Annotated in this window: 20 protein-coding genes and 1 pseudogene; 10 read left to right on the forward strand and 11 right to left on the reverse strand. The window is 64.7% G+C overall.

Annotated elements, in window-relative coordinates; translation table 11 throughout:
- Positions 1-294 precede the first annotated feature (294 nt).
- Entirely contained in the window at positions 295-567 is a 273-nt protein-coding gene (locus tag CFB35_RS23580) for a DUF4148 domain-containing protein (protein WP_059584951.1), read from the forward strand.
- A gap of 324 nt (positions 568-891) precedes the next feature.
- Here the strand turns inward: CFB35_RS23580 and CFB35_RS23585 are convergent, their stop codons facing one another.
- The 4 genes from CFB35_RS23585 to CFB35_RS23600 all read right to left on the reverse strand — a co-directional run bounded on the left by CFB35_RS23585 (position 892) and on the right by CFB35_RS23600 (position 4187).
- Entirely contained in the window at positions 892-1575 is a 684-nt protein-coding gene (locus tag CFB35_RS23585) for a response regulator transcription factor (protein ID WP_089465613.1), read from the reverse strand.
- Positions 1576-1633: 58 nt separating this feature from the next.
- A complete protein-coding gene (locus CFB35_RS23590) occupies positions 1634-2965 on the reverse strand; it encodes a HAMP domain-containing sensor histidine kinase (protein ID WP_226093950.1) in 1332 nt (443 codons plus the stop codon).
- 79 nt (positions 2966-3044) lie between these two features.
- The gene (locus CFB35_RS23595) at positions 3045-3722 is read right to left on the reverse strand and encodes a response regulator transcription factor (protein WP_059585125.1); all 678 of its coding nucleotides are present in this window, start codon (positions 3720-3722) and stop codon (positions 3045-3047) included.
- 255 nt (positions 3723-3977) lie between these two features.
- A complete protein-coding gene (locus CFB35_RS23600; protein WP_059584949.1) occupies positions 3978-4187 on the reverse strand; it encodes a hypothetical protein in 210 nt (69 codons plus the stop codon).
- A gap of 265 nt (positions 4188-4452) precedes the next feature.
- Here CFB35_RS23600 and CFB35_RS23605 point away from each other — a divergent pair, with 265 nt between their 5' ends.
- On the forward strand, positions 4453-4758 hold the full coding sequence (locus tag CFB35_RS23605; protein WP_059584948.1) for a DUF4148 domain-containing protein: 306 nt from the start codon (positions 4453-4455) through the stop codon (positions 4756-4758).
- A gap of 417 nt (positions 4759-5175) precedes the next feature.
- Positions 5176-6345, forward strand: a complete 1170-nt coding sequence (locus CFB35_RS23610; protein WP_089465615.1) for a porin — start codon at positions 5176-5178, stop codon at positions 6343-6345.
- A gap of 209 nt (positions 6346-6554) precedes the next feature.
- Here the strand turns inward: CFB35_RS23610 and CFB35_RS23615 are convergent, their stop codons facing one another.
- Positions 6555-7556, reverse strand: a complete 1002-nt coding sequence (locus CFB35_RS23615) for a zinc-binding dehydrogenase (protein WP_060009322.1) — start codon at positions 7554-7556, stop codon at positions 6555-6557.
- Between the two features lie 135 nt (positions 7557-7691).
- On the opposite strand from CFB35_RS23615, the gene CFB35_RS23620 reads away from it, so the two are divergent.
- A complete protein-coding gene (locus CFB35_RS23620) occupies positions 7692-8576 on the forward strand; it encodes a LysR family transcriptional regulator (protein ID WP_059584945.1) in 885 nt (294 codons plus the stop codon).
- A 145-nt stretch (positions 8577-8721) separates the two neighbouring features.
- Here CFB35_RS23620 and CFB35_RS23625 read toward each other — a convergent pair whose 3' ends face one another.
- On the reverse strand, positions 8722-9639 hold the full coding sequence (locus CFB35_RS23625) for a LysR family transcriptional regulator (protein WP_059584944.1): 918 nt from the start codon (positions 9637-9639) through the stop codon (positions 8722-8724).
- Positions 9640-9756: 117 nt separating this feature from the next.
- Here CFB35_RS23625 and CFB35_RS23630 point away from each other — a divergent pair, with 117 nt between their 5' ends.
- Complete coding sequence (locus CFB35_RS23630) at positions 9757-10530, forward strand: alpha/beta fold hydrolase (RefSeq protein ID WP_089465616.1); 774 nt, start codon at positions 9757-9759, stop codon at positions 10528-10530.
- Here the strand turns inward: CFB35_RS23630 and amiE are convergent.
- Positions 10520-10651: pseudogene (amiE, locus tag CFB35_RS23635) on the reverse strand (aliphatic amidase); the annotation flags it as partial. The gene CFB35_RS23630 and the pseudogene amiE overlap by 11 nt on opposite strands.
- A gap of 24 nt (positions 10652-10675) precedes the next feature.
- Here amiE and CFB35_RS34560 point away from each other — a divergent pair.
- From CFB35_RS34560 to CFB35_RS23650, 4 genes are all read left to right on the forward strand, one after another.
- Positions 10676-10771 (forward strand): hypothetical protein, encoded by a 96-nt coding sequence (locus CFB35_RS34560; protein ID WP_373453016.1) that lies wholly within the window; start codon positions 10676-10678, stop codon positions 10769-10771.
- 651 nt (positions 10772-11422) lie between these two features.
- Positions 11423-12838, forward strand: a complete 1416-nt coding sequence (locus CFB35_RS23640) for a sugar porter family MFS transporter (RefSeq protein ID WP_089465618.1) — start codon at positions 11423-11425, stop codon at positions 12836-12838.
- Positions 12839-12893: 55 nt separating this feature from the next.
- On the forward strand, positions 12894-13622 hold the full coding sequence (locus tag CFB35_RS23645) for an HAD family phosphatase (RefSeq protein ID WP_089465619.1): 729 nt from the start codon (positions 12894-12896) through the stop codon (positions 13620-13622).
- 29 nt (positions 13623-13651) lie between these two features.
- Positions 13652-15181 carry a mannitol dehydrogenase family protein gene (locus tag CFB35_RS23650; RefSeq protein WP_089465620.1) on the forward strand — a complete coding sequence of 510 codons (1530 nt, stop codon included), beginning with the start codon at positions 13652-13654 and terminating at the stop codon, positions 15179-15181.
- Here the strand turns inward: CFB35_RS23650 and CFB35_RS35435 are convergent.
- The gene (locus tag CFB35_RS35435; RefSeq protein WP_256940228.1) at positions 15170-16420 is read right to left on the reverse strand and encodes an FUSC family protein; all 1251 of its coding nucleotides are present in this window, start codon (positions 16418-16420) and stop codon (positions 15170-15172) included. The genes CFB35_RS23650 and CFB35_RS35435 overlap by 12 nt on opposite strands.
- 802 nt (positions 16421-17222) lie before the next feature.
- Entirely contained in the window at positions 17223-18320 is a 1098-nt protein-coding gene (locus CFB35_RS23660) for a branched-chain amino acid aminotransferase (protein WP_089465622.1), read from the reverse strand.
- 183 nt (positions 18321-18503) lie between these two features.
- On the opposite strand from CFB35_RS23660, the gene CFB35_RS23665 reads away from it, so the two are divergent.
- Positions 18504-18962, forward strand: coding sequence for an Lrp/AsnC family transcriptional regulator (locus CFB35_RS23665; protein WP_060311668.1), 459 nt, complete (start codon positions 18504-18506; stop codon positions 18960-18962).
- A gap of 205 nt (positions 18963-19167) precedes the next feature.
- On the opposite strand, the gene CFB35_RS23670 is transcribed toward CFB35_RS23665, so the two are convergent.
- Together CFB35_RS23670 and CFB35_RS23675 are read right to left on the reverse strand one after the other, a co-directional pair.
- Positions 19168-20316: a porin gene (locus tag CFB35_RS23670; protein WP_059584936.1), complete on the reverse strand. Its 1149-nt coding sequence runs from the start codon at positions 20314-20316 to the stop codon at positions 19168-19170.
- A 438-nt stretch (positions 20317-20754) separates the two neighbouring features.
- Positions 20755-23091: a dockerin gene (locus CFB35_RS23675; protein WP_089465623.1), complete on the reverse strand. Its 2337-nt coding sequence runs from the start codon at positions 23089-23091 to the stop codon at positions 20755-20757.
- Positions 23092-23137 lie beyond the last annotated feature (46 nt).

Here is a 23137-nt window from a genome sequence, read left to right on the forward strand (position 1 = left end):
GATCGCATCGCCGGCCCGGGCGGCGTGGCCGCGCGTGCGCGATGCGATGGCGCCCAATTTAGGCAGCGGGCATGACAGCGCCGTTATCGAAACCGCCCGCAAAATGAAACCCGCTTCATCTTCACGACATACCTGCTTCATGTCTGCGCGAATGCGCGCCGGTTCATGAATTTCTTTTCACGTTGTGCATGCCGATCCGCTAACGTCCCTCCTCTATGCTTGTCCTCAACCCGCGCGGCACCCGCACGCCGCGCCGGGGGATGAACCCAGTCAATCATCATGAGGACTCCCGACATGAAAACCGCCAACATCGTCGCCGCCGCCATGCTCGCCGCGATCGGCACGCTGTCCGCTCCCGCGTTTGCACTGACCGGCAGCCAGCCGATCCACATGTCCCCGGCCGCCACCAAGGACGGCGCGCCCGGCGCTCAGGCTGCCGGCCAGTGGGTGCCGCCTTACGGCCAGCCGATCCACGAGAAGACGCGCGCCGAAGTCCATGCCGAGCTCGTGCAGGCCGAACAGGACGGGCAGCTCAAGTACCTGAACTCCACGCTCTATGCGCATTGAGACGCGTGACGGTGCGGCCGGGCGCGGCGCCCCGCTCACGCGGCCCGCGTCACCAGCGGCGACGCCGCGCGTCCACCCGATTGCTCGCCATCCATGAAGCTTCGTTCGTTGTTCGCTCGTTCTGCCCGTCTCGCGCTCCTGGCGATGGCTGCCTGCGTCGTGTTGTCCGGCTGTGCGTCCGCGCGGCCCGACGGCCCCGGCGATTGCGTCGGCCCAGCCGATTTCTGCGTGCCGTTCTTCGGCTCGTAAACGAACGAGACGGGCGCGCTGCCGGTGGCAGGGCGCCCGTCACGTCATGTTCGTCGCGCGGCCGGAACCGCGCGCTCAGGCGTCCGGCAGCGTTACCTGATAGCCGTAGCGGCTTACCGTATCGATGCGGACGTCGGGCAGATGCCGCGCGAGCTTGCGGCGCAGCCGCGACACCACGAGATTGACGCTCGATGGATCGACATCCTCCTTGTCCTGCCAGACATACCGGATCAACTGGTCGCGTGGCACCGGCGCGTTCGGATGGCGCATCAGGCATTCGAGCAGCAGGAATTCCCGGCGCGTCACGGCGACGCGCAGCTTGCCGTTCTTGAGTTCGCGCGCCAGTGTCTCGACCGCGGACGCACGCGCGACCGGCCGGTCCGCATCGCGCGGCCCCGCGAGCCGCTGCAGCGCCTGCATGCGTTCGTGCAGCTCGATGAACGAATACGGCGCGCAGAAACACGCATCGGCGCCCGCGCGCAGCACATGAATGCGTTCGCGCGCCGACGCCTCGCCGATCAGCACCACGAGCGCGGCGCCGCCGCCGTCGGCAACGAAACGCGGCAGCATCGCGATCAGCGTGGCATCGCCGCCGGGCTCGAACGCGGTCGCGACGATCGCGTCGAACGCCTCCTGCGAGGCGAGGAACAGGCCGTCGCGCGGATCGTCGGCGCGCTGCACGCTGTGCCCGCTTTCCTGCAGCGCCTTGTGCAGCCACGACGCTTCCGGATGCGGCGAAGTCACGAGCAGGACACGCATCGTCAACCGGCCTCGCGGCGGAAATACGCAGGCACGTGCGGCCTCGTCCGGACGGCCGTCATCCCAGCGACCTCGGCCAGCATTCGATCGTCACGCGCGTGCCGGGCTCGGCATTGCCTATGCGCAACGTGAAATCGTGCACGTTGACGACCGTCGACACGATGCTCAGGCCGAGCCCGGCCCCGGCGAGATGCCCGGTACGGCGGCTGCGGTACCGATACCGCAGCACCGCCTCGCGCTCGTCGGCCGCGATGCCCGGGCCATTGTCGATCACGTCGATGCGCGGACCGCACGGCGTGTCGTGAAGTTCGAGGCGTACCGTATCGCCCGACGTCGTGTACTTGAGCGCGTTGTCGAGCAGATTGCTGAGTGCCTCGAACAAGAGGGCGCGATCGCCGTGTATCCGCGCGACCGGCTCGACGGCCTGCACGAAGCGGATCGCGCGACTGTCCGCGAGCGGTTCGAACAACTGCCCGACGTCCAGCACCAGATCCTCCAGCGACAGCGCCGCGAATCCGCCTCGCCGCTGCAACGAGCCGATTTCGGCGATACGCAGCATCGCCCGGAAACGGCCGAGCAACACGTCGGTCTCGTTGCGCGCACGCGAAACGAGATTCGCCAGCACGGCATCGTCGAACCGCGCCGCACGCTGCGCCGCCTGCGCGAGCAGCGTGTGCACGTGCGCGAGCGGGGTTCGCAAGTCATGCGCGATGCCGTCGCAGACACCCTTGACCTCGTTCATCAGGCGCTCGATCTCCTCGAGCATATGGTTGACGAGATGGGACAGCAGATCGATCTCGTCGTGTCCGCCGACCGGCAGCCGCTGGCCGAGGTCGCCCTGCGCAATACCCTGCGTGATGCGCCGGACCTCTTTCAGACGCCGCATTTGCCGCACGCTGAGCATCAAGCCGCCCACGACGCCCGCGCCCAGGCAAAGCAGCCCGCCGCCGACCAGCGCCTGGATGATCGCCGCGCGGATCCGCAGGATATGCGTGAGGTCGCGACCGAGCACCAGCACGTCGCCGTTCGCACGCCGCTCCGCCATCGCGCGCACGACCGGGGGCACCTGGTCTCCCGAGATCGGCATTGTGTGATCGAGCGTCACGCCGTTGCGGGTCGGCCGCATGCCCGCAGGCAACGCCAGCACATCGCCGGCAATATGCCTGCCGTCCGCGGTAAAGAGTCCGTAGTAGTTGGTGTGCATTCGCTCGTGCTCGATCCGGTGCTGGATCGCGGCGGGAAGCTGGCCGTCCTGTATCGAATCGAAGTAGATCATCTGCCAATCGATCACCGTATCGGTTTCCCGCTCCATGTCGTGCGTGATCACCGATGCGATGAAACCGAGCAGCAGCATGACCGACACGGAGAACGTGACCGCATAGACCGACACGAGCCGAAACGTACTCGAATACCAGCGTCGCGCGGGTGCCGGGTGGACGTGATGCGCGACGGACGCCACGGGAGCCGGCTCAGCCAAGGCGATACCCTGCACCGCGTACCGTCTGGATCATCTGCTTCGCATCGGGTGGATCGATCTTCCGGCGCAACCGGCCCATGTGCACTTCGATCAGGTTCGTGCCGGGATCGAAGTGATAGCCCCATACGGCCTCGAACAGCATCGTCCGCGTGATGGTTTGCCCGGCATTGCGCATCATGTATTCGAGCACGCGATATTCGGTCGGCAGCAACACGATTTCTTCGCCGTCGCGAAACACCTTGCGCGAGATCAGGTCGAGCTTGAGCGGACCGACGACCAGCGTCGTGTCGAGCGCGGCCGGCGCGGCGTGGCTGCGCCGCAGCAGCACCTCCAGGCGAGCGGCCATTTCCTCGGGATCGAACGGTTTGGTCAGGTAGTCGTCGCCGCCCGCGCGCAACCCGCGAACCCGCTCGTCGACATCGCCGAGCGCACTCAGCATCAGCACGGGGGTGCGCACGCCGACGCTGCGCATCGTGGTCAGGATCGTGAGGCCATCGACGACCGGGAGCATCCGATCGAGCGTGATCACGTCGAACTCGTTGCCGAGCGCGCGGACCATGCCGTCGCGCCCGTTCGCCACCCATTCGACCGTAAATCCACGCCTCTCCAGCTCCCCGACTATTTCGTTCGCGGTGATTTCGTCGTCTTCGATCGCGAGTACGTGTGCGATGGCCGCTCGGCCCTCGGCCGGCTCGTCGGGCAGCGCGGGCTCGTTCACCGGGAAAGCTGATGATGCCATGTACGATTCTCGTCTTCGTCGAAAGGGAGTTGCGTGTCGATACCCAACGGTCGAACGCGCTCGAGTCGAGCTTATACGCGCACGCGTAAAGGATGCGCATCCGCTTCATGAAGAAAGTTTCATGTCCGGCAACATCGCGCGCCGGCCGTCGTGGACACGCGCCGTACGAAGCGCCGCAACGCGACATCAGCCCGGGTGCGATCGTGTGCCCGATTTGTCCGCGCGATGCGATGCGAGATCACGTGCGGCATCGCTCGCACGATCCCGCTGTTCGGCTTTCGCGTGCGCGAGCGTCACATCGGCGACCGCGAGCCCGGTGCCCTGCACCTTCGCGAACGCCGGTAGCGACGCACACGCCAGCGCGACGAGTCCAGCCATCATGACGATTGACTTCATTGCATTCCCTCCTTGTGCGCGGCATCGATCGATGGGTCGCTCGACGATACGCCGCTGTTCCTAACCATCCGGAAACACGCGCATGAAGGATTCTTTAACTTCCCGTGCATCCGGCAGCCCGTGCATGGCGCGATCCGGGCTTGCCTAAAACATGTTTCATCATCGCGCTGCGGTTTAGATAGCCCTGCCTCCGTAATCTTCGTCCTGCGGCCGACGCAGGCTCCCTGCCGTGCGGCCTCGACCCAACGCTATCCAGGAGCCGAAGATGAATCATCCCGTCCGTTACCTCGCTTGCGCCGCGATGCTCGCATTGAGCGTCTCCGCACATGCCGAGACGAAACTCACGTCGGCGCAATGCCACGACTATCCGTTCGTGCACGCGAAAGGCCCGGTCTCGCACCGGCAGCTCGTCAATGAACTGAACGAGCTGGAGTCGGTCGGCTACAACCCGTCGTCCGGCGACGAGAGCAGCTATCCCGACGATATCGATTCGGCACAGGCGCGCCTGATGCAGAAGTACCGGCAGGATTGCGTCGGGGCCGCCAATACCGTCGCATCGAGCGGTAACTGAATCCTCTCCGGCAACCGTTCTCCGAGTTTGCGCGCGAGCCTCGCGGCCGCGCGCTTTTTTTTGAATTGATCCGACTCGATCGTCGACGGTGATCGGCAGATCGCCACGTGGATCGACTTTTCCGACATGCCGACGTTTCACGCGAATAAAATCTCGATGTCAACCGGAGGGAAATTTAAAACAACACGTCGCCAAGCGTGTGAGCGCCATCGAGGCTTCAAGACACTCCATCTTTTCGCATGACATTTAGCGGTACATGACACTTTCGAATACTGAAAGATAGTCTTTCCGTGCACGTTGCGGCGACCGCTTTTCCTCTGCCTACACTGCCTCGTCCGCCGAAATCGCATCTCGGGACGACATCGACGTCAGCGCTATCTGGTGCCGACTATCCAACCACACCATCAGAGCAACTAAATGAAACGTCAATCGATGAAATTGCGCTGGCTCGCATTCGCGCCGGCACTCCTGCTCGCCGGTGCGGCGCACGCACAGCAGAGCGTCACGCTATACGGGCTGATAGACGAAGGCCTCAACTTCACGACCAACGCAGGCGGTCATCGCGCATGGCAGCTGTCGAGCGGAGACACCTTCGGCAGCCGCTGGGGCTTGAAAGGCAGTGAAGATCTCGGCGGCGGCGACAAGGCCATCTTTCAACTCGAAAACGGCTTCAACGTGAACAGCGGCAAGCTGGGTCAGGATTCGAGCATGTTCGGCCGTCAGGCGTTCGTGGGCCTGTCGTCTTCACGGTACGGCACGCTCACGCTCGGACGCCAGTACGACACCAGCGTCGACGCGCTCGGCTTCGGCGGCATCACGGCGGCCGGCAACTGGGCGGGCGACATCGCGACCCACCCGTTCGACAACGACAATACGGACTGGGATTTCCGCGTCGACAATGCCGTCAAGTATGTGACCCCGACATACCGTGGACTCACGGCCGAAGCGATGTACGGCTTCAGCAACCAGCCCGGCGGATTCTCGAACAATCGCGTGTGGGGCGCCACGCTGAACTACCAGAACGGCAACCTGACTGCGGCCGCGTCCTATCTGAAGCTCGACAATCCGGGGCTCGCGGCGGGTGGCGCGGTCACCGGTGGCGATCTCTTCAACGGGTCGTCGCAGCAGGACATCGGCGTAGCGGCTTCCTACCAGTTTACCCACGTACTCGTCGGCGCCGCGTGGTCCCATGTCGATGTCTACAACCCCGTCGGCAATGCGTGGATCGACAATACCGCGCTGCGCAATGGCGCGACGTGGAATGCATGGAAATTCGACAACTTCGAACTCAACGCGCAGTACTACTTCACGCATGCCATGTGGCTGGGAGCGGCCTACACGTTCACCATGGCGCATCTGTACACGTCCGACACGAAGTATGTGCCCAAGTGGCACCAGATCGGCCTGATGCTCGACTATGACCTGAGCAAACGCACGTCGCTGTATCTGCAAGGTGCGTGGCAGCATGTCGTCAGCGCGCGTACCGGGACCAGCTTCGACGAGGCACAGATCGTGGATGCGTCGGCTGGCGCGTCGTCAGGGCCGAACCAGATGGTCTATCGCATGGGCATGTTGCATCGTTTCTAGCCGCCGGAGGCTCGCACCGGAACTTGCGCAGCGCGGCGCCGGTGCGGGCGTCGGCGGGTCAATCGAAATTAATGCGAATCAGCATCCCGGCCAGGATATCAAGCAAGGTCGACCGGACTTGCCGCTGCCATGAAACACCGGCTTCCCGACTATCGCGTGGCACACGCATCGACGGGCGAACCCGAGACCGACACGCCCCATCGATGGCTTCATGATCGGCTTGTCAGTGCCGCCTTTCGACCGTCGATCGATTCGTACGCCATGGCGTCGTCAATCCGATCAAGGCTGAATTCCTGGCCGACGCGCGTCCTGAACACCGGGTCGCCGATCATGCCCTCGAGCGCACTCAGAGCAGCCACCAACCTGTCGTGCTCTCGCACCGTCCGGCTTTCGAAATTGCTGAAACGCCGCATCGACAGATCCTTCGTCATGAAAAGCGGCGCCGACACGGGAAACGGAACGGGGCCGGCCATCGTGCCGTAGAAATATATCGACGAGCGCATCGGCAAACAGGTTGCCATCTGGCCGGTCAGCACACCGCCCACGCCATCGAATACAGCCGTCGTTCCAAGCTCGGAGGACAGCTTTCCGAGCGTGTCGACAAAGTCTTCATCGGTGCGCACGACATGCTCGATACCGCGGCGTTGCAGCGCCTCCTGCGCCGCCCGCCCCCTCACCATGGAGATCGTCGGCATGTTCCTCCGACGGGCAAGTGCCGCGAGCGCCAGCCCGGTTGCCGAGTTCCCCGCCGTGGCGATCACGCCCCGGTGCCCGGCCTCGTCAATCGTTTCGAGAAACGCGTAGGCCGTCATCACGTTCACGAGCGACCCGCAGTAGTCGCGTGCGCTGACGTGTTCGGGCAAGATCAGGCAACTCGTGTACGGCACCTGCGCTTTTTCGCACCACAGCCCGATGTTGTACGCGCTACGGTTCAGCGAGCGATAGATGGCGACGCGTCTACCCATATAACGCGCGGGAACGCCGACACCCGTCGCCACCACCGTCCCGGCGCCGGAAGCGCCCCACACGCCGTACTGGCTCGCCGCGAGCGCGTTGCTACCCTCGGCACGCGCACGCAAAAACAACTTGTCGCCATGGTTGATCGCAGATGCCTCCATGTCGATCAGCAGATGGCCTGCTTCCGGCCGGCTCGGTGGCCGAATATCCTGTACTTCCAACGAGCGTTCAGCGGTAACGCAGATAGCTTTCATGACGCGTTTCTCCAGCGGCAAACAGTGATGGCGGTAACTGCACAGGCCGTAACTTAAACAAGTGCGCCTGTTGCCGAAACGCGGCCGCCCGGCATACCATCGATTCCAGTACAGAATGGATCGATACGAATACCCATGGATCGCCTGAATGCAATTCGCCTGTTCGTTCGACTGGTCGAATGCGGCAGTTTTTCCGCTGTAGGGCGAGAGGAAGGCATTGGACAACCGACCGTAAGCAAGCAGATTGCCGCGCTGGAGGAGTATCTCGGCGCTCAGTTGGTGTTGCGAACGTCGCGTCAGGTAGTGATCACCGCGGCAGGCCACGCGTTCTATGAATCGGCCAAGCCCTTGATGGAGGGCTTCGATTCGCTGGAATCATCGGTCGGGACGCGACAGCAATCTCCACAAGGCCTGGTTAAATTGACGACGGCGCCCGCCTACGGCCGCCTATGCGTGACGCCATTGCTTCCCGGTTTTTTTCGACAATATCCGCACGTTGCGCTCGAATTATCCGTATCCGAGCGACAGGTTGATCTGGTCGGCGAAGGATTGGACCTGGCGATCCGCCATGGGCCACTGATGGATTCCTCGCTGACAGCGAGAAAACTATCGGAGACGGAATCGCTGCTCGTCGCCAGTCCGGGCTATCTCGCGGCCAAAGGCAAGCCTACCCGGCTGGCCGATCTGGACGGACATACAGGCGTCGTCTTCGCTCGAAACCACGAGCGCCGCCCTTGGCGCTTCAAGGTCGGAAGGGAAACCGTTCATCGGGTTCCGCAGGGATCGTTTTTGACGGGCGACGCAGAGCAGGTGCGCGCAGCGGTCCTGCACGGGCTCGGCATTGCGCAGGCCCCACGATGGCTCTTCGGAGCCGAAATCGATGCCGGACAAGTCGAAGTCCTCCTGCCTGAATTTCAGCCGGAACGCATGGCAACCCACCTCGTCTATCCAGCCGGTCGACGCGTACCGGCGCGAGTCAGGGTGGTGATCGATTATTTGATGTCGACGCTCGGAACGTGACGGTGGTACTTGCAAGCGCAAGGCGTCAGCAATCGGGGACGACAAACCCCGCTTCATCCTCGTATCGAACCACGTCGGGCCGCACACGAAACGGCTTGTATACGATAGGGGTTACACGCCCTTGTACCGATCGCCGGAAACAAGACTACCCTTTCATACTTCGATCCCAAGGAGGCTCGTTGCCGAACGCTGCGGTCAGGTAGTCAACGAACCGTCGAACCTTGAGCGGTATGCGCCGCGCACTCGGGTAGACCGCCTGTATCGCCAACTCGGTCGCTCGGTAGTTCGGCAGCAGGGCGACGAGCTCGCCTCGCCGCAGATGCTCCCCGAAGACGAACGTGGGGCCGTACGCGACGCCAGCCCCCGCCAACGCGGCAGACATGAGCATTTGGGTGTTGTTGGCGGCGACTCGACAGGGCCCTTCGATCACATGCGCGCGGTTTTTCGCATCGAATAGCGTCCAATCTCCGGCCGAGACGGCTTCGCTGAAGACGAGCCGCTGTGCATGACGTAAATCACTTGGCCTACGCGGTGTTCCATGCCGCTCGATGTACGCGGGGGACGCGCACATAACCATTCGACATGGCGCGATGCGACTTGTAACGAGCCCGTTGCCCTGACGCTTCCCGATCCGGATAGCGACCTCGATACCGGCCTCCAGGAGGTCGACATAACGGTCGCCGAGCAGCACTTCCACGTTGACCTGCGGGTGGTCCTCGAGATAGCGGGCAGTGACCTCGCCCAAGTGCATCGCACCGAACGTGACAGGCGCCGCGATTCGCAACACGCCGCGCGCCGTGCGTTGCGAATCGTGCGCTTCCCGGCCGGCGTCTTCAAAGGCTTCCAGAATTTGCTTGCTGCGAACGTAGTATGTCTGACCGATATCGGTCAGACTCAAGCGCCGGGTGGTTCGTTGTAGAAGCCGCGCATTCAGTTGGGCTTCGATCGCACTCACATGTTTTCCCGCCATGGCCGGCGACAACCCGAAACGCCGCGCGGCCGCAGCCAGACTGCCCTCTTCGACCGCAGCGACGAACACGCCAAGGCTGGTCAATCGGTCCATTTTCGCATCAACCTGATTCGATCACGCCATTATCGACTGCCGCTATCCTGCGCGCAATTATCAAATTTCAGGCTCGACGCTACGATTGCCTCATCAAACCGAGAAGAGGCAGCGCAAATGGAAATCGAAGTAAATGGCACGCGAATCCACGTCACCCAAGCCGGCCACGGCGTTCCTGCCTTGGTGTTCCTGCATTACTACGGCGGCTCGTCGCGGACATGGCAACGTGTGACGGACCGGTTATCGAGCCGATATCGCACCGTTGCCACCGACCATCGGGGCTGGGGCAAGTCCGCTGCACCAGCGGATGGCTATGGCATTGCCGATCTCGCGGCAGACGCCGAGGGCATCATCGAGACATTGGATTTGCAACGCTACGTACTCGTCGGTCATTCCATGGGCGGCAAGGTCGCGCAGTTCATCGCGTCGCGACGGCCGAACGGGCTTCAAGGCCTCGTGCTCGTCGCGCCATCACCACCCTCGCCGATGCTGCTTTCCGCTGACGAACGTGCGACGCTGACGGGCGCCTATCGATCGCGCGAGTCGGTCGAATTCGTCATCGACCACGTACTCACCGCCAAACCACTCGACGCCGCCTGTCGTGAAATGATCATCGAGGATAGCCTGAACGCTGCGCCGCAAGCTAAAGCCGCTTGGCCGGAGGTGGCAATGCGCGAGGATATCCGTGCTGCAGTAGCTTCGATCGACGTTCCGACGATCGTCATCTCCGGCGAACTGGACCAGGTGGATCGCGTGGTCACGTTACGGACGGAACTGTTGCCGCGCATTCCGCAGGCGACCATGCACGTTCTTCCCGGTGTCGGCCATTTGGCGCCGCTAGAGGCACCGGCCGAAGTTGCGCGAATCATTGAAAACTTTCTTGCTGCATGATCTCGCCGCGATTGTCGATCAGCACGAGCGTGTTGTACGGTGACTCGCGTGGGGGCACTTCGTGGCGCTCGCCCGTGATCGCGAACACACCCGACACGTTGGCCTTGCGGCACGCCGCCGCGATCTCGGCATCGCCCCGCGCACGGTGAACACGCATCTCGAACACCTGTTCCGCAAGTTGCATGTCGAGACCCCTGCGGGGGCGGCCGCCGCGGCGCTCAAGATGCTCGAGCGCACGTGAAAGGACCGGATCGCGGAATCGCCCCGTTCCCCAGCCCGGGCTGCTCGCCCAGACATGATTTTGTAGACTTGATCTTTTGCTCCGTTTCTGGATAATTGTTCATGTCTCACGCGACATGCTCCTTTGCATCGCTCGCCACGAGACCCTAGCCCGCCAGCCCCTCCCGGCTGGCCTCCCCCGTTTCGGCGCCTGACCGACCGGTCCGCCGAAATACCGACACGATTCCATCCGGCAACGGCGGAATCGTTCGCCTGCAACGCAGGCCGTGAAGCGCCAGAGGAGACACTGGCGCCTTGCTCCAAGTGCGGCTTCAGATCGTGCTCAACCAGAGGAATCGTCGCGCCCTCGACCCAAACCGGTTTGGATGGGCCGTGAGCGATTTCCCCACTCGGTGACCGACATGACCAGGCAATCACCCCCCGTACAAACCGGAAGTCCTTCTCATCGGCGCGTGCCATTTGCCCGGCGCGGCGGCATGCCGTCCTGCCACGTCCACGCGCTCGCCTGAGCGTCCGTCCGCGCCGTCCCGCTGCGCGACTCGATCGAAGCGCCGCCGCACATGCGGTGGCGACTGTTGCCGCAGCGGACACATGCCGTCACGTCACGCGTTCGTTCGCCCATGCGACGAACCGCATCACAAGGAAAACCGTCATGGCTTCTGATTCCGCCCTTCCCGACACACCCGCGGCCCGTCCCCGGCCCACGCCGTCCGCCTACATGCGTACGGTCGCATCGATCGCGGCGATCGCCGGCGGGCTCTATGGATACGACACCGGCATCATTTCGGGCGCGCTGCCCCTCATCGCGCGAGACTTCGGCCTCGACTACCGCGCGCAGGAACTCGTCGCCGCGGCGATCCTGCTCGGCGCGGTGATCGGTGCGCTGGCCGGCACCCGCATGTCGGCCGCGCTCGGACGCCGCAAGACCATCACGATCGTCTCGGCGATCTATGCGGCCGGCGTGCTGGCTGCCGCGCTCTCGCCCGACGTGTGGTCCCTTGCCGCTGCCCGGCTCGTGCTCGGATTCGCGGTCGGCGGCTCGACGCAGATCGTGCCGACCTACATCGCCGAACTCGCGGAGCCGGACAAGCGCGGCCGCCTGGTCACCTACTTCAACGTGTCGATCGGCATCGGCATCCTGCTCGCGGCATTGATCGGCGTCGCGGGTAACGACCTGTTTTCCTGGCGGGCGATGATCGGCATCGCGGTCGTCCCGTCAGTGATCCTGATGATCGGCATGACGCGGCTGCCGCGCAGCCCGCGCTGGCTCGTGGAGCAGGATCGCATCGCCGACGCGCATGGCGAGTTGTCGAAGGTGCGGGAATCTCAAGCTGCCGTCCGGCACGAGATTGCCGATATTCGGGATGTGGTCGAGCGACAGCAGAACAGCGCGACATCGGGCTGGCGCACGATGCGCGAGCCCTGGGTGCGCCCCGCCCTCGTTGCGGGCCTCGGCGTCGCCGCGTTCACCCAGCTCAGCGGCATCGAGATGATGATCTATTACACGCCGACGTTCCTTCGCGACGCGGGGTTCGGCGCGTCGGCATCGCTCTGGGCCGCGCTCGGCGTCGCCATTACGTATCTCGTGATGACCTTCATCGGCAAGCTGATCGTCGACCATGTCGGCCGCCGCACGCTCAGCCTGGCGACGCTGCCCGTCGCGGCAGCCAGCCTCGTGCTGCTTGGCTGCCTGCTGCGCGGCGACGTCGCCTTGCCCATGCAGCAACTGTGGATCGTCATCTGCCTGATCGCGTTCATGGTGTTCAACGCCGGTGGTATCCAGGTCATCGGCTGGCTGACGGGCGCGGAAATCTACCCCGTCGCGATCCGCAACCAGGCCACCGGCGCGCACGCCGCGATGCTATGGGGCTCGAACCTGCTGCTGACCGGCACGGCGTTGACCGTGACCCAATGGCTCGGTGTCGGCGGGGCGATGTGGGCGTACGCGTGCCTCAACGCGCTCGCATGGGTGTTCATCTACTCGATGGTGCCGGAAACGCGCGGGCGCAGCCTCGAGGACATCGAACGCGCATTGAAGCGCGGAACGTTCGGGCCGCGCCATTCATGAGCGAACCGGTTCAAGCGAGCCGCGTCTTTCCCGCCTTCTCGTCACGGAAACCAACATGAACGAACGCATTGCCACGCGCCAACTTTCGGATCATGCGCTGATCAGCGATTGCGACGGCGTGCTCGTCGATAGCGAGGCCATCGCCGCACGCATCATCGTGACGCGCCTCGAGCATCTCTGGGGCCTCGCCGGCCTTCGCGACGTCGTGCGCCCCCTGCTCGGCATGCGAGCCGAGCAACTGCTGCGCACGGTCGCAACCATCGTCGATCGGCCGCTCGACGACGACACGGTCGACGCGATCCGCATGGACGTGCACGCAAACGCGGTGAATGCGCCGGCCATCGACGGCGTGCGCGACGCGTTCGCCGCCATCCCGCTCGTCAAGGCGTGCGCGAGCAACAGCGATCTTGCCTACGTGCGCGGCGTGGTCGACCGGATCGGCCTGGCCGACATGTTCGGCGAACGCCTGTTCACGGCCGACCAGGTGCCGTCGCCCAAGCCCGCACCCGACGTCTATCTGGCCGCCGCCCGTCGCATGCATGTCGCGCCCGAACGGTGCGTCGTCGTCGAAGACAGCGCGACGGGGACGGCCGCCGCGATCGCCGCCGGCATGACCGTGCTCGGCTTCGTGGGCGCCGCGCACGCGGCACGAACGCAAACGGACAAGTTGCACGCCGCGGGTGCATACGTCGTATTCAACGACATGGCCGCGCTGCCGTCGCTCGTCGAACGCTGGCTGCGGCGCATGCACGACACGACGCCCGCGTTGCGCGAACGCGCCTGACCTTCCTCATCGAGAAACACCTCGCGATCATGAACGACAACGCATCCCCTCCGGCGCGCGAAGAGGGCCCGCTCCATCCGCTCTCCAACGCAACCCTCGGACGCGCGGCGCCACACGTCGCCGTTCCCGCATACGACCGTCGTCGCCTGACCGCAGGCATCGCGCATATCGGCGTCGGCAATTTCCATCGCGCCCATCAGGCGCGCTACATCGACCATGTGCTGCATCTGCCCGGTCACGCAAACTGGGCAATATGCGGAATCGGCCTCGGTAACGGCCCGGCCTCGGTCGCAAAGGCCGACGCGCTTCGCGCACAGGATGGCCTCTATACGCTGACGGAGTTCTCGAGCGACGGCGCGGCAGCCGTGCGCGTCATCGGTGCGATGATCGAGTATCTGCACGCACCGGCCGATCCGGAAGCCGTACTGACCCGGCTTGCCGATCCGGCGATCCGGATCGTATCGCTGACCATCACGGAAGGCGGTTACAACCTCGACGAGACGACCGGCGCATTTCGGTTCGATACGCCCGACGTCGCGCACGATCTTCTGGGAGGACCACCGCGTACCGCGTTCGGGTTCATCGTCGAAGCGCTCAGACGGCGCCGGGCCGCCAACGTGCTGCCGTTCACCGTGATGTCCTGCGACAATCTGCGCGGCAACGGCGATACCGCGCGACGCGCGGTGCTCGATTTCGCGCGGGCGGTCGACGTCGATCTCGCTGCCTGGATCGAGCGTTACGTCGCGTTCCCGAACAGCATGGTCGACCGGATCGCGCCGCAGGTGACGGACGCGGTCCGCCTGCACGTCAACCGGTTGTCAGGCATCGACGACACGGCGCCCGTCGTTGCCGAAGCATTCTCGCAATGGGTGGTCGAGGACAGTTTCAGCGCCGGACGCCCGGCCTTCGACGCGGCGGGCGTCGAATTGCGCGACGACGTCCATGTGTACGAAGCCATGAAGGGGCGCATGCTGAACGCTTCCCATATGTTGCTCGCTTACCCGGCGATTCTGCTGGGACATCGCTTCGTCCACGACGCCATGGCCGATCGCGATCTCGCCGCGCTGCTCGACACCTTCCTTGCCCGGGACGTCGCCCCGATCCTCACGCTGCCGCACGGCGTGTCCGCGGCCGCCTATGCGGGAAATACGCTCGCGCGCTTTCGCAACGCCGCACTGGGCGACCAGTTGCTGCGCGTCGCGCACGACGGCGCGTCGAAGATCCCGGTATTTCATGAAAAGACCATCGGGGCACTGCTCGCGCGCAACGGCGACATGCGCCGTGAAGCCCTGCTGCTGGCCTGCTTCCAGCATTACCTGCAGGGTGTCGACGATCTCGGCAACGCGTTCGTCGTCAGTGAACCGCAATTCGATGCAGCGGATCTCGAGCGCGTGCGAAGCGGCGACCCGCTCGCGATCCTCGACTCAAAGCCGTTCGCCGCACTCGGGCTCGATACCAACGCGGGATTCGTCGGGCTATTCCGCACGATGCAGACAGCCGTGGCAACACGCAGGACGCGCGATGCGATCCGGCTGGCGCTCGATTCTTCAGACGCCTGAACAACGTATCGCTTCCCGAACATCGGTGGCGCGAACGCTGCTGTCGGACCCATGCGGCCGTGCCTCTCCGGTATTTCGTCCGAACAGCGCGTCCTCGAATGCCCGGTTGAGTTCGCTCAACTTCGCGTCGAACCGAGCCAGTTCCCGATGGGCCGGTAACGGAGGATCACCGGCTATCGCGCGCGTTGCGTGCCCGACGTTCGCATCCGCGTCGCGTCGCACCGGGCTGCTGCGATCCAGATCGCTCATCAACGTATCGATTCGCGTGGCGAGGGCGGCGCGCGCACGCCGCTCGACGGCGGCCACCGCGCCACCGGCTTCAACAGGCAGAAGCGTCGCCACGATTCGGCCATGAAGCCAGCAGACCAGCAGCGTGTCCGACAACCGTCGGGCATCGCCGGATACGCGGAGCATGCGCCACGCGGCCAGCGGCCTGATCGCCATGCGCACGTCGTGAAAACGGCGATCGGCCGCGCGCGTGTGCGCGGCCCCCGGCCGCGTGCCGTCGTCGTGTTCGTGCACGAGTTCGCGCAGCGCCGCCAACAGGCCGTGCGAGCGCGTCGCGATGTGGCGCGACGCCGCCAGCGGCATCACCAGCATCGCCGCCGCGAGCGAAACCGCGCAGCCGATCAACACCTCCCCGATCCGCAGTTCCGCCAGCGCGCCGATCTCGAACCCGAGTTGCGCATAGACGAGGCCGATCAGCACCGTGAGAAAGAAAACGCCGCGCCCATAGGCGTGCAGGATGTGGTACGCCCAGGCGAACACGCACACGCCCATGGCGACCGCCACGAGCGCATTCGCATGATGAACGGCGCCGACGACGAGTACGCTCGCGAGCGCGCCGGCGAGCGTGCCGGCGACGCGTTGCGCGCCGCGATAGATCGTGTCCGCGCACGAATACGTGCCAAAGAACACGACGAACGTGCTGAGCACCGCCCACATCCATCGCTCCGACGACAGCGTCTCGCCGATCAGCATGGCGGCACACGCAGCTGCAGCCGCGCGGAACGCCGGCAACCATGCAAGCGTGCGCCAGCCGGCGCTCCACCGCACCGCACGCGCGGGCCGCGGCATCGCGGGCGCAGGTGCGGCGGCCATGCGCGCCGCCACTGCGTCGGCGACGCAATCGAAGCGGACGATCGCGCCGCGTAGCGCCGCGGCGGCGGCATCGGTCCGATCGTGGTTCAGCACGCGCCGGGCCGACGCGATCTCCAATGCGACGAGCGCGGTGTGCAATGCATGCGCGTCGTGTTCATCGAGTGTCGATGCATGATGCTCGAGCGCGATGGCGGCTTCGTTCAGCGCCAGAAGATGGGCGATCGCATTCAGTGAGCCGGCGTGCGACACGTCGCTGCGTGCGATGCACGCCGCCTGCAGCGATACCGAGCGCGCGATGCGCCGGGGCGTGGGCGCCGCGTGCACCGGCAACAGCATCCGGCACACGAGCACGACGCTTGCGGGGCCCGCGATCGACATTGCCAGCATGCGGCTCGCCTGTAGCGTGGTCGGATGCAGATAAAGGCCGAGGTAGTACATCGCGATCGCGAGAAACGCACACCCGATCGCGCGCGGCCCGCGGGTCTGGCACAGCATCGAACAGAACAGCACGGTCACGAAACCCGCCTTGCCGACGGCGGGCCACGCGCTCACGACGGCGGCCGCGGCGAAACTCGTGCATGCGACGCCGTACTGCCACGCAAGCGATTCATACCAGTCCAGCCGATGAGCATCGCGCAGAAAGAGCGGCGCGATCATCGCGAAAAGTATGCCCACGGCGCCGGTGGTGATCGCCAAACCGAGGTGCAGCGCCGACGCAATGCCGAGCGCGCCGGCAAGCATGCTCGCCAGTGCGGCGCGCGCCCCGCCCAGCAGCCGATGAAGACCGGGATCGACGATAAGCAGGCGGTCAATGGCCCGCGACAACGAAACAACCGACATGATCGAAGCATTCCAGGAGGCAGCGCGGCGACTTCCGGCCGGGATACCGGCCGAGCTTTCATGGCGGCCATCGCGGGTCGCGCGGGCCGCCGTGCCGAATTCAAAACACGCGGTCCACCCAGCCGTGGCGATCGACTTCGCGCCCGTTCTGGATATCGAGCAGCGCCGCCTTCAGGCGCGATGTGACCGGTCCCGCGCCCCCTTCGCCGATCGTGAAGTCGTACGCGCGGCCCTTCACCCGGCCGATCGCCGTCACGACCGCCGCCGTGCCGCACGCGAACGCCTCGACCAGCCGACCGCTGCGCGCATCCGCCTGCCACTGCTCGATCGTGTAGCCTTCCTCCCGCACCGTGTAATTCAGTTCCCGGGCCAGCGTGATCAACGACGCGCGCGTGATGCCCGGCAGAATCGTCCCGTTCAGCGGCGGCGTCTGGATCGACCCGTCGTCGAACACGAAGAACACGTTCATCCCGCCCAGCTCCTCGATCCAGCGGCGTTCGACCGCATCGAGAAACACCACCTGCTCGCAGCCTTCGCGAATCGCCTCCGCCTGTGCGGCCAGGCTCGCCGCGTAGTTGCCGCCGCATTTCGCGTCGCCCGTTCCGCCCGGCGCCGCCCGCGTGTAGTGCTCGGACACCCACAGCGTCACGCCCGACGCGCCGCTCTTGAAGTACGCGCCGACCGGCGTCGCGATCACGCAGTACAGATACTCCGGCGACGGCTTCACGCCGAGCACCGCCTCCGTGGCGATCATGAACGGACGCAAATACAGCGCCGCGCCGTCGAACGCCGGAATCCAGTCGCGATCGGCCCGGACCAGCGCACGCACCGATTCGACGAACATCGCCTCCGGCAACGGCGTCATCGACAGCCGCTCGGCCGAATGGCGAAAGCGCCGTGCATTCGCATCGGGACGGAACAGCGCCGCGCCGCCGTCCGGAAGCCGATAGGCTTTCAATCCCTCGAAGATTTCCTGCGCGTAGTGCAGCACGAGCGTCGCCGGATCGAATCGGAACGGTTCGCGCGGCCCGATTTTCGCTTGATGCCACCCTTGTTCCGCCGAATACCGGATCGTCACCATGTGATCCGTGAAGACCCGGCCGAAACCGGGATTGGCGAGCAGCGCGGCGCGCTCCGCCGCCGCGACAGGCTGAGGATTTTGTTCGAGTTCGAAATGCTGGACGGAATCGGTGCTCATCGTTTGCCCCTTGATCGGCAGCGGGACCGTCCCGGCTGCTACGGGCAAAAATTTATCGCAGAAAAAATAATTTCAGGTTGCGTGTTCGACTTAAGATGGGCGCGATTTGGCAATTCCGTGCCTCAAGAAGCGAACATTCGGGCACCGCGTGCCTCAACCCAATCTGTCGGATCAATGGCGATGATCGAGCTGGACGAAATGGACCGCCGCATTCTGCGCGTGCTCCAGGAAGATGGGCGAATCCAGAACGTGGAACTGGCGCAGAAAGTGGGCTTGTCGCCGTCGCCGTGCCTGCGTCGCGTCAGGCAGCTGGAGCAGGCCGGCGTCATCGAGCGCTACGCGGCGCTGCTCGACGCATCGAAGATCGGCGCGGGGTTGACCGTCTTCGTCCGCATCTGGCTGACGAGCCAGGACGCGAAAACCGTCGACCGTTTCACGGAGGCGGTTCAACGTCTTCCGCAGGTTCTCGAGTGCCACCTGATGGCGGGCGATTGCGATTGCCTGCTGCGCGTCGTGACGGCCGACATCGACGCCTATCGGAAACTCCAGATCGACCACTTGACCCGGATCGACGGCGTGCAGAGCGTGAAGACCGAGATTCCGATGCAGAGGATCAAGCAGACTTCCGTGCTTCCGCTTTGATCGCGCATGCGGTGCAGCGCTCCGCGGATCGCGGGGTATCGCCGACGACGGCGGGTCGGTCACCCGCCGCAGCGCGATCGATCGGTTCCTGTCGAACCGGAACGCGTGTCGGCGACCGAGCGGCATGTATCGAATCATCACGCGCGACCGGATGAATGCGCGTATCGTTCGCGAAGCCGCGCAGGTTACGCGAACGGCATGGGCGTCAGAAATGATGCAGCAGCGCGATACGCGCGACATATTGATTCGGGCCCGACGAAATGTCGGCCGCGCCCGGAATGTACGCGTAGTCGAAGTCGGTTCCCGTGTGCGCGTTCATCGCATGCTGATAGACGCCCTCCACGAATACCGACGTGCGTTTCGACAAGTCGTAATTCAACTTCGTGCTCAGTTGATGCCACTTCGGATTGAACGCGCCGACCGTCGACGCGACGCGGGCCTGGGTGTACGTGTATGCCGCGCCGACGTAAAACGCGGTCGTGAAATGATAGAGGCCGTTCACCTCGAAGTTGTCGAACTTCCACGATTTCCACGCACCGCCCGCTGGCTGCGTCGTACCGGTGAAATATGCGTTCGAAGTCGGGTCGTAGACGTCGACGTGCGAATACGTGAATCCCACCAGCGCCTTCGAGAACGCGTAATTCACGCCGATGCCGATGTTCTGCTGCGACGATGCGTCGAACGTGTTGTCGCCGGTGATCGCCCCGGTCGAATCGGCATTGCGTGCGTGATCGATCTTCAGATACGACGCGCCGACCGTCAGCCCGCCCTGCTGGTATTGCAGCGCGGCGCCATACAGGCGGTTGTTCGCGAAGCCGCCCGCCTGATTGCTGAATCCATACATCGCCTCCGCGGTCACGCCGTGCCACACCGGCGACACGTACTTGACCGCGTTATTCACGCGGAACGAGTAGTCGGTGTTGTCGTTGTCGTACGGATGCGAGAACAGGTAACCGGTCCAGTTGCCGTTCGCGGTGAGCGGCGAGAAGAGGTCGACGCTCGGATCGTACTGGCGACCGAACGTCAGCGTGCCGTATCGATCCGACGCGATGCCGACGAAGGCCTGGCGGCCGAATTCCCGACCGCCCTGGTTCATTTTCCCGGTGTTGACGTCGAAACCGTTCTCGAGCGTGAAAATCGCCTGGTAGCCTGCGCCAAGGTCTTCCGTACCCTTGATACCCCAGCGGCTGCCGTAGTCATAGCCGCTTTGCAGTTGCACGGTTCCGTGGCCGCGTGCGTTGCTCGTGTAGTTGATACCGTCCTCGATCTTGCCGTACAGGGTCACGCTGCTCTGCGCATGCGCGGCTGCAGCAAGCAACGCGGCGGGCGCGATGATCCCCCAACGCTTGTTCATGATGATTTTCCCCCCCAGGGTTTTTGGTTTGCCGGTCGTAACGCTTGCGCGCTGCGTATGTGCCGCGTCGACACGCCTCGGCGATGCGACGGGCGCAGTGTAATGAGCCGATTTTCCGCTGTTAGCCCTTCGCCGCGGGAAGGTGCTCTTCAAAATGGGGGGTATGTGTCAGCGCGGAAAACGGCTAGCCGGCCGCTGAAATCGGCCCGCGGCCGCTCGGCGCACCACGGATCGGGAAGGCAACGAATCGCGGACACGTTTCGATGAAAACGTGAGCCCGGATCACGTCGCTTTCCGGATGACCCGAAAGACGACGAGCGGTACCAGAAAGAACGGCATCCGGTCTGCCCGCCGCGACAGCAAGAGAGAACCCGGAAAGGCCGGCCGATCTCCGTCCGGTTGCAAACCGCAACCGGACGATCGACAGGCCGATCAACCTCAATTGCTGAAGATCAGACCGCGAGCGGCGCCATTGACGTAAATCCGGCCGTATGTGTTCCAGTCGCCGGCCATCGCGCTCGAGTCGCCGAACTGGTGCGCGTCATCGTTGAAGCGCGCCCACGTCGCGCCACCGTCGTCGGAATGGTAAATGCCCCAGACGCCGTTCAACGTGCCTTCCACATAGACCGCGGCCGAGTACGGCGAACCGGTCGGCGCCTTGCCCAACGCGATCACGGTGGCGCCCGGCGTGTCGCTGGTCGACGCAAAGGCGCCGAGCTTCGTCCACGTCGCCCCCGAGTCCACCGAGTGGTACACGGCCGTGCCGTCGGCCAGCCAGAGATCGCCCTCCGCGTTCGGATTGACCGCCATCGACGTATCCCGCCACGCATTCCAGGCCAGGTTCGCGTTCACCGAGCCCTGGCTCAACGTGAACGTGTGGCCGCCGTCGTTCGACACGTAGACCTTGCCGCGCTGCCAGCTCCACGGTGCGCCGCCGGAGTCGTAGGCATAGACCTTGTTCGGGTTCTTGCGGTCCGCGGCCAGGCGGTAGGCACGCGGGAAGCCGTTCCAGGTGGCACTGAACGCCGGCAGGTTGGTCGCCGTCCAGCTGGCGCCACTGTTTGTCGTGAACGACGGGACCGAGTCCGGCGGCGCCCAGGTCACGTTGTTGCGGGACGGGACGACCAGGTTGCCCACGTGGCTCTGGCTTGCCGCGGCGCCGTTGGGCAGCGACGCGAACGTCGCCCAGCTATTGCCGCCGTCGCCCGACCAGAAGCCCCTGGTCGCATGGCCGTTGGCGTTGTCGACGCCCGCGGCCGCGATGTACGTCGGATCGGACCACGACATGTCGGCCGAATTGCCGTTGCTCCACGTGTTCAACGGGCCTTTCGTCGGCCTCGTCGAGAGATCCGTATTGACCCACGTGCCGATGTCGCCGGCGCTGTTGATGAAGTTGTACGACGCACCGGGCGGCGCCGTGACGAGGGCCAGCGTCACGGTTTCCTCGAGGTTGTCGACCTTGGGGCTCCAGGTTGGCGTGGGCGACGAGGCGTTCATGGTTTCACAGATGCCGCCGCCGTGGACGTGCATGATGTGATCGCGATTGGCGGGGTCGATGGTGACGCTTTCCACCCAGCCGGCGCAGCCATCCGGGGCAATGCCGGTATGCGGCATGCCGGCCTCGATTTCGCGCCACGTGCTGCCGCCGTCATCGGATAGCTGAATGGTCTTGCTGGTGTCGCTCCAGCCCGTCATGCCCAGTGCGATGCGGGCGGACGCGCCCAGACCGGAAACGGACAGGCCGCCAAAGCCGTTGCCGGTGGAGCGGTTGAGCAGCGTCCAGTTGCCGTTGTTGCTGCCGCCGAACCTGTAGAGATAGCTCGGTCCGCCGATGCCCTGGCCGACGCTCGCGTTGAACACCACGTAAAAGTTGCCGTCGGAAGTGCGCACGACGTGCGGGATGTAGTAGCCGGACACCGTCGGCGGGACGGGCACCGGCGTCCACGAGAAGCCGCCGTTGGTGGACTTGTACAGGGTCGACGTCAGGCCTGCCGCGTTCGCGTAGCCGGGGGCGACGGTGGCCCACATGATCCAGGTCGGCTGACCACTGCCCTTGCCCGACGTATCGAAGATCACCTGTTCGACGCCCAGCGGGGAGCTGCCGCCGCTGATCGTGGCGGAGGACAGGCCCGAGACCTGCGCCCAGGTGCGGCCCGAATCGGTACTCTTCCACAGGCCGGCCGTGCGCGATCCGTAGAACAGCGTCGACGGATGGTTCGGATCGACCTGCAGGCGCTCGCCGGTGGCCCGGCCGTTGTCGTTGCCGCCTACCGGGAACGGCACGTCGTAGTGCGTCCAGGTGTTGCCACGATCGCTCGAGATGTAGATGCGGCCGTTGTGACCCTGCGTCACGGTAATGCCGGTCATCATGTAGACGAGCTGGTCGTCGTTCGGATCGAGCGCGAGACTTTCGACGCCGTGGAAATCGCCCTCGCCTGCGCCGAAACCGATGCCGTCGGTGATGGGCGTCCACGTCGAGTTGGTCGCGTTCCAGCGGTACGCGCCGCCGACGTCGGTGCGTGCGTACAGCAGGCTCGCGTTGGCTGGATGGTAGATCAGACCGGTGACATAGCCGCCGCCGCCCCACTTGACGCTGGTCCAGCTGGCCGCCGGCAGGTTGCTGCCGCCGCCATTTGCGCCGGTCTGGCTACGATTGGCGGCTACGTTGGCACTCATTTTGGTCACGCCTGCCGCGCTATCCGATCCGTCACCACAGCCCCATAACGCACACGCCATCGCCGCAGCGGCAATCCATCGTCGAGAAAACACGGTCATCAGAAGTCCTTAAAGAAAGAAGTCCATCGCAGGGCCCGTCGTCGGG

This window comes from Burkholderia sp. AU16482, from assembly GCF_002223285.1.
GTDB lineage: Bacteria > Pseudomonadota > Gammaproteobacteria > Burkholderiales > Burkholderiaceae > Burkholderia > Burkholderia semiarida.

Coding starts and splice junctions, on each gene's coding strand:
- CFB35_RS23580 (WP_059584951.1), top strand. CDS start 295: ATGAAAACCGCCAACATCGTCGCCGCCGCCATGCTCGCCGCGATCGGC.
- CFB35_RS23585 (WP_089465613.1), bottom strand. CDS start 1,575: ATGCGTGTCCTGCTCGTGACTTCGCCGCATCCGGAAGCGTCGTGGCTG.
- CFB35_RS23600 (WP_059584949.1), bottom strand. CDS start 4,187: ATGAAGTCAATCGTCATGATGGCTGGACTCGTCGCGCTGGCGTGTGCG.
- CFB35_RS23605 (WP_059584948.1), top strand. CDS start 4,453: ATGAATCATCCCGTCCGTTACCTCGCTTGCGCCGCGATGCTCGCATTG.
- CFB35_RS23610 (WP_089465615.1), top strand. CDS start 5,176: ATGAAACGTCAATCGATGAAATTGCGCTGGCTCGCATTCGCGCCGGCA.
- CFB35_RS23615 (WP_060009322.1), bottom strand. CDS start 7,556: ATGAAAGCTATCTGCGTTACCGCTGAACGCTCGTTGGAAGTACAGGAT.
- CFB35_RS23620 (WP_059584945.1), top strand. CDS start 7,692: ATGGATCGCCTGAATGCAATTCGCCTGTTCGTTCGACTGGTCGAATGC.
- CFB35_RS23625 (WP_059584944.1), bottom strand. CDS start 9,639: ATGGACCGATTGACCAGCCTTGGCGTGTTCGTCGCTGCGGTCGAAGAG.
- CFB35_RS23630 (WP_089465616.1), top strand. CDS start 9,757: ATGGAAATCGAAGTAAATGGCACGCGAATCCACGTCACCCAAGCCGGC.
- CFB35_RS23640 (WP_089465618.1), top strand. CDS start 11,423: ATGGCTTCTGATTCCGCCCTTCCCGACACACCCGCGGCCCGTCCCCGG.
- CFB35_RS23645 (WP_089465619.1), top strand. CDS start 12,894: ATGAACGAACGCATTGCCACGCGCCAACTTTCGGATCATGCGCTGATC.
- CFB35_RS23650 (WP_089465620.1), top strand. CDS start 13,652: ATGAACGACAACGCATCCCCTCCGGCGCGCGAAGAGGGCCCGCTCCAT.
- CFB35_RS23660 (WP_089465622.1), bottom strand. CDS start 18,320: ATGAGCACCGATTCCGTCCAGCATTTCGAACTCGAACAAAATCCTCAG.
- CFB35_RS23670 (WP_059584936.1), bottom strand. CDS start 20,316: ATGAACAAGCGTTGGGGGATCATCGCGCCCGCCGCGTTGCTTGCTGCA.
- CFB35_RS23675 (WP_089465623.1), bottom strand. CDS start 23,091: ATGACCGTGTTTTCTCGACGATGGATTGCCGCTGCGGCGATGGCGTGT.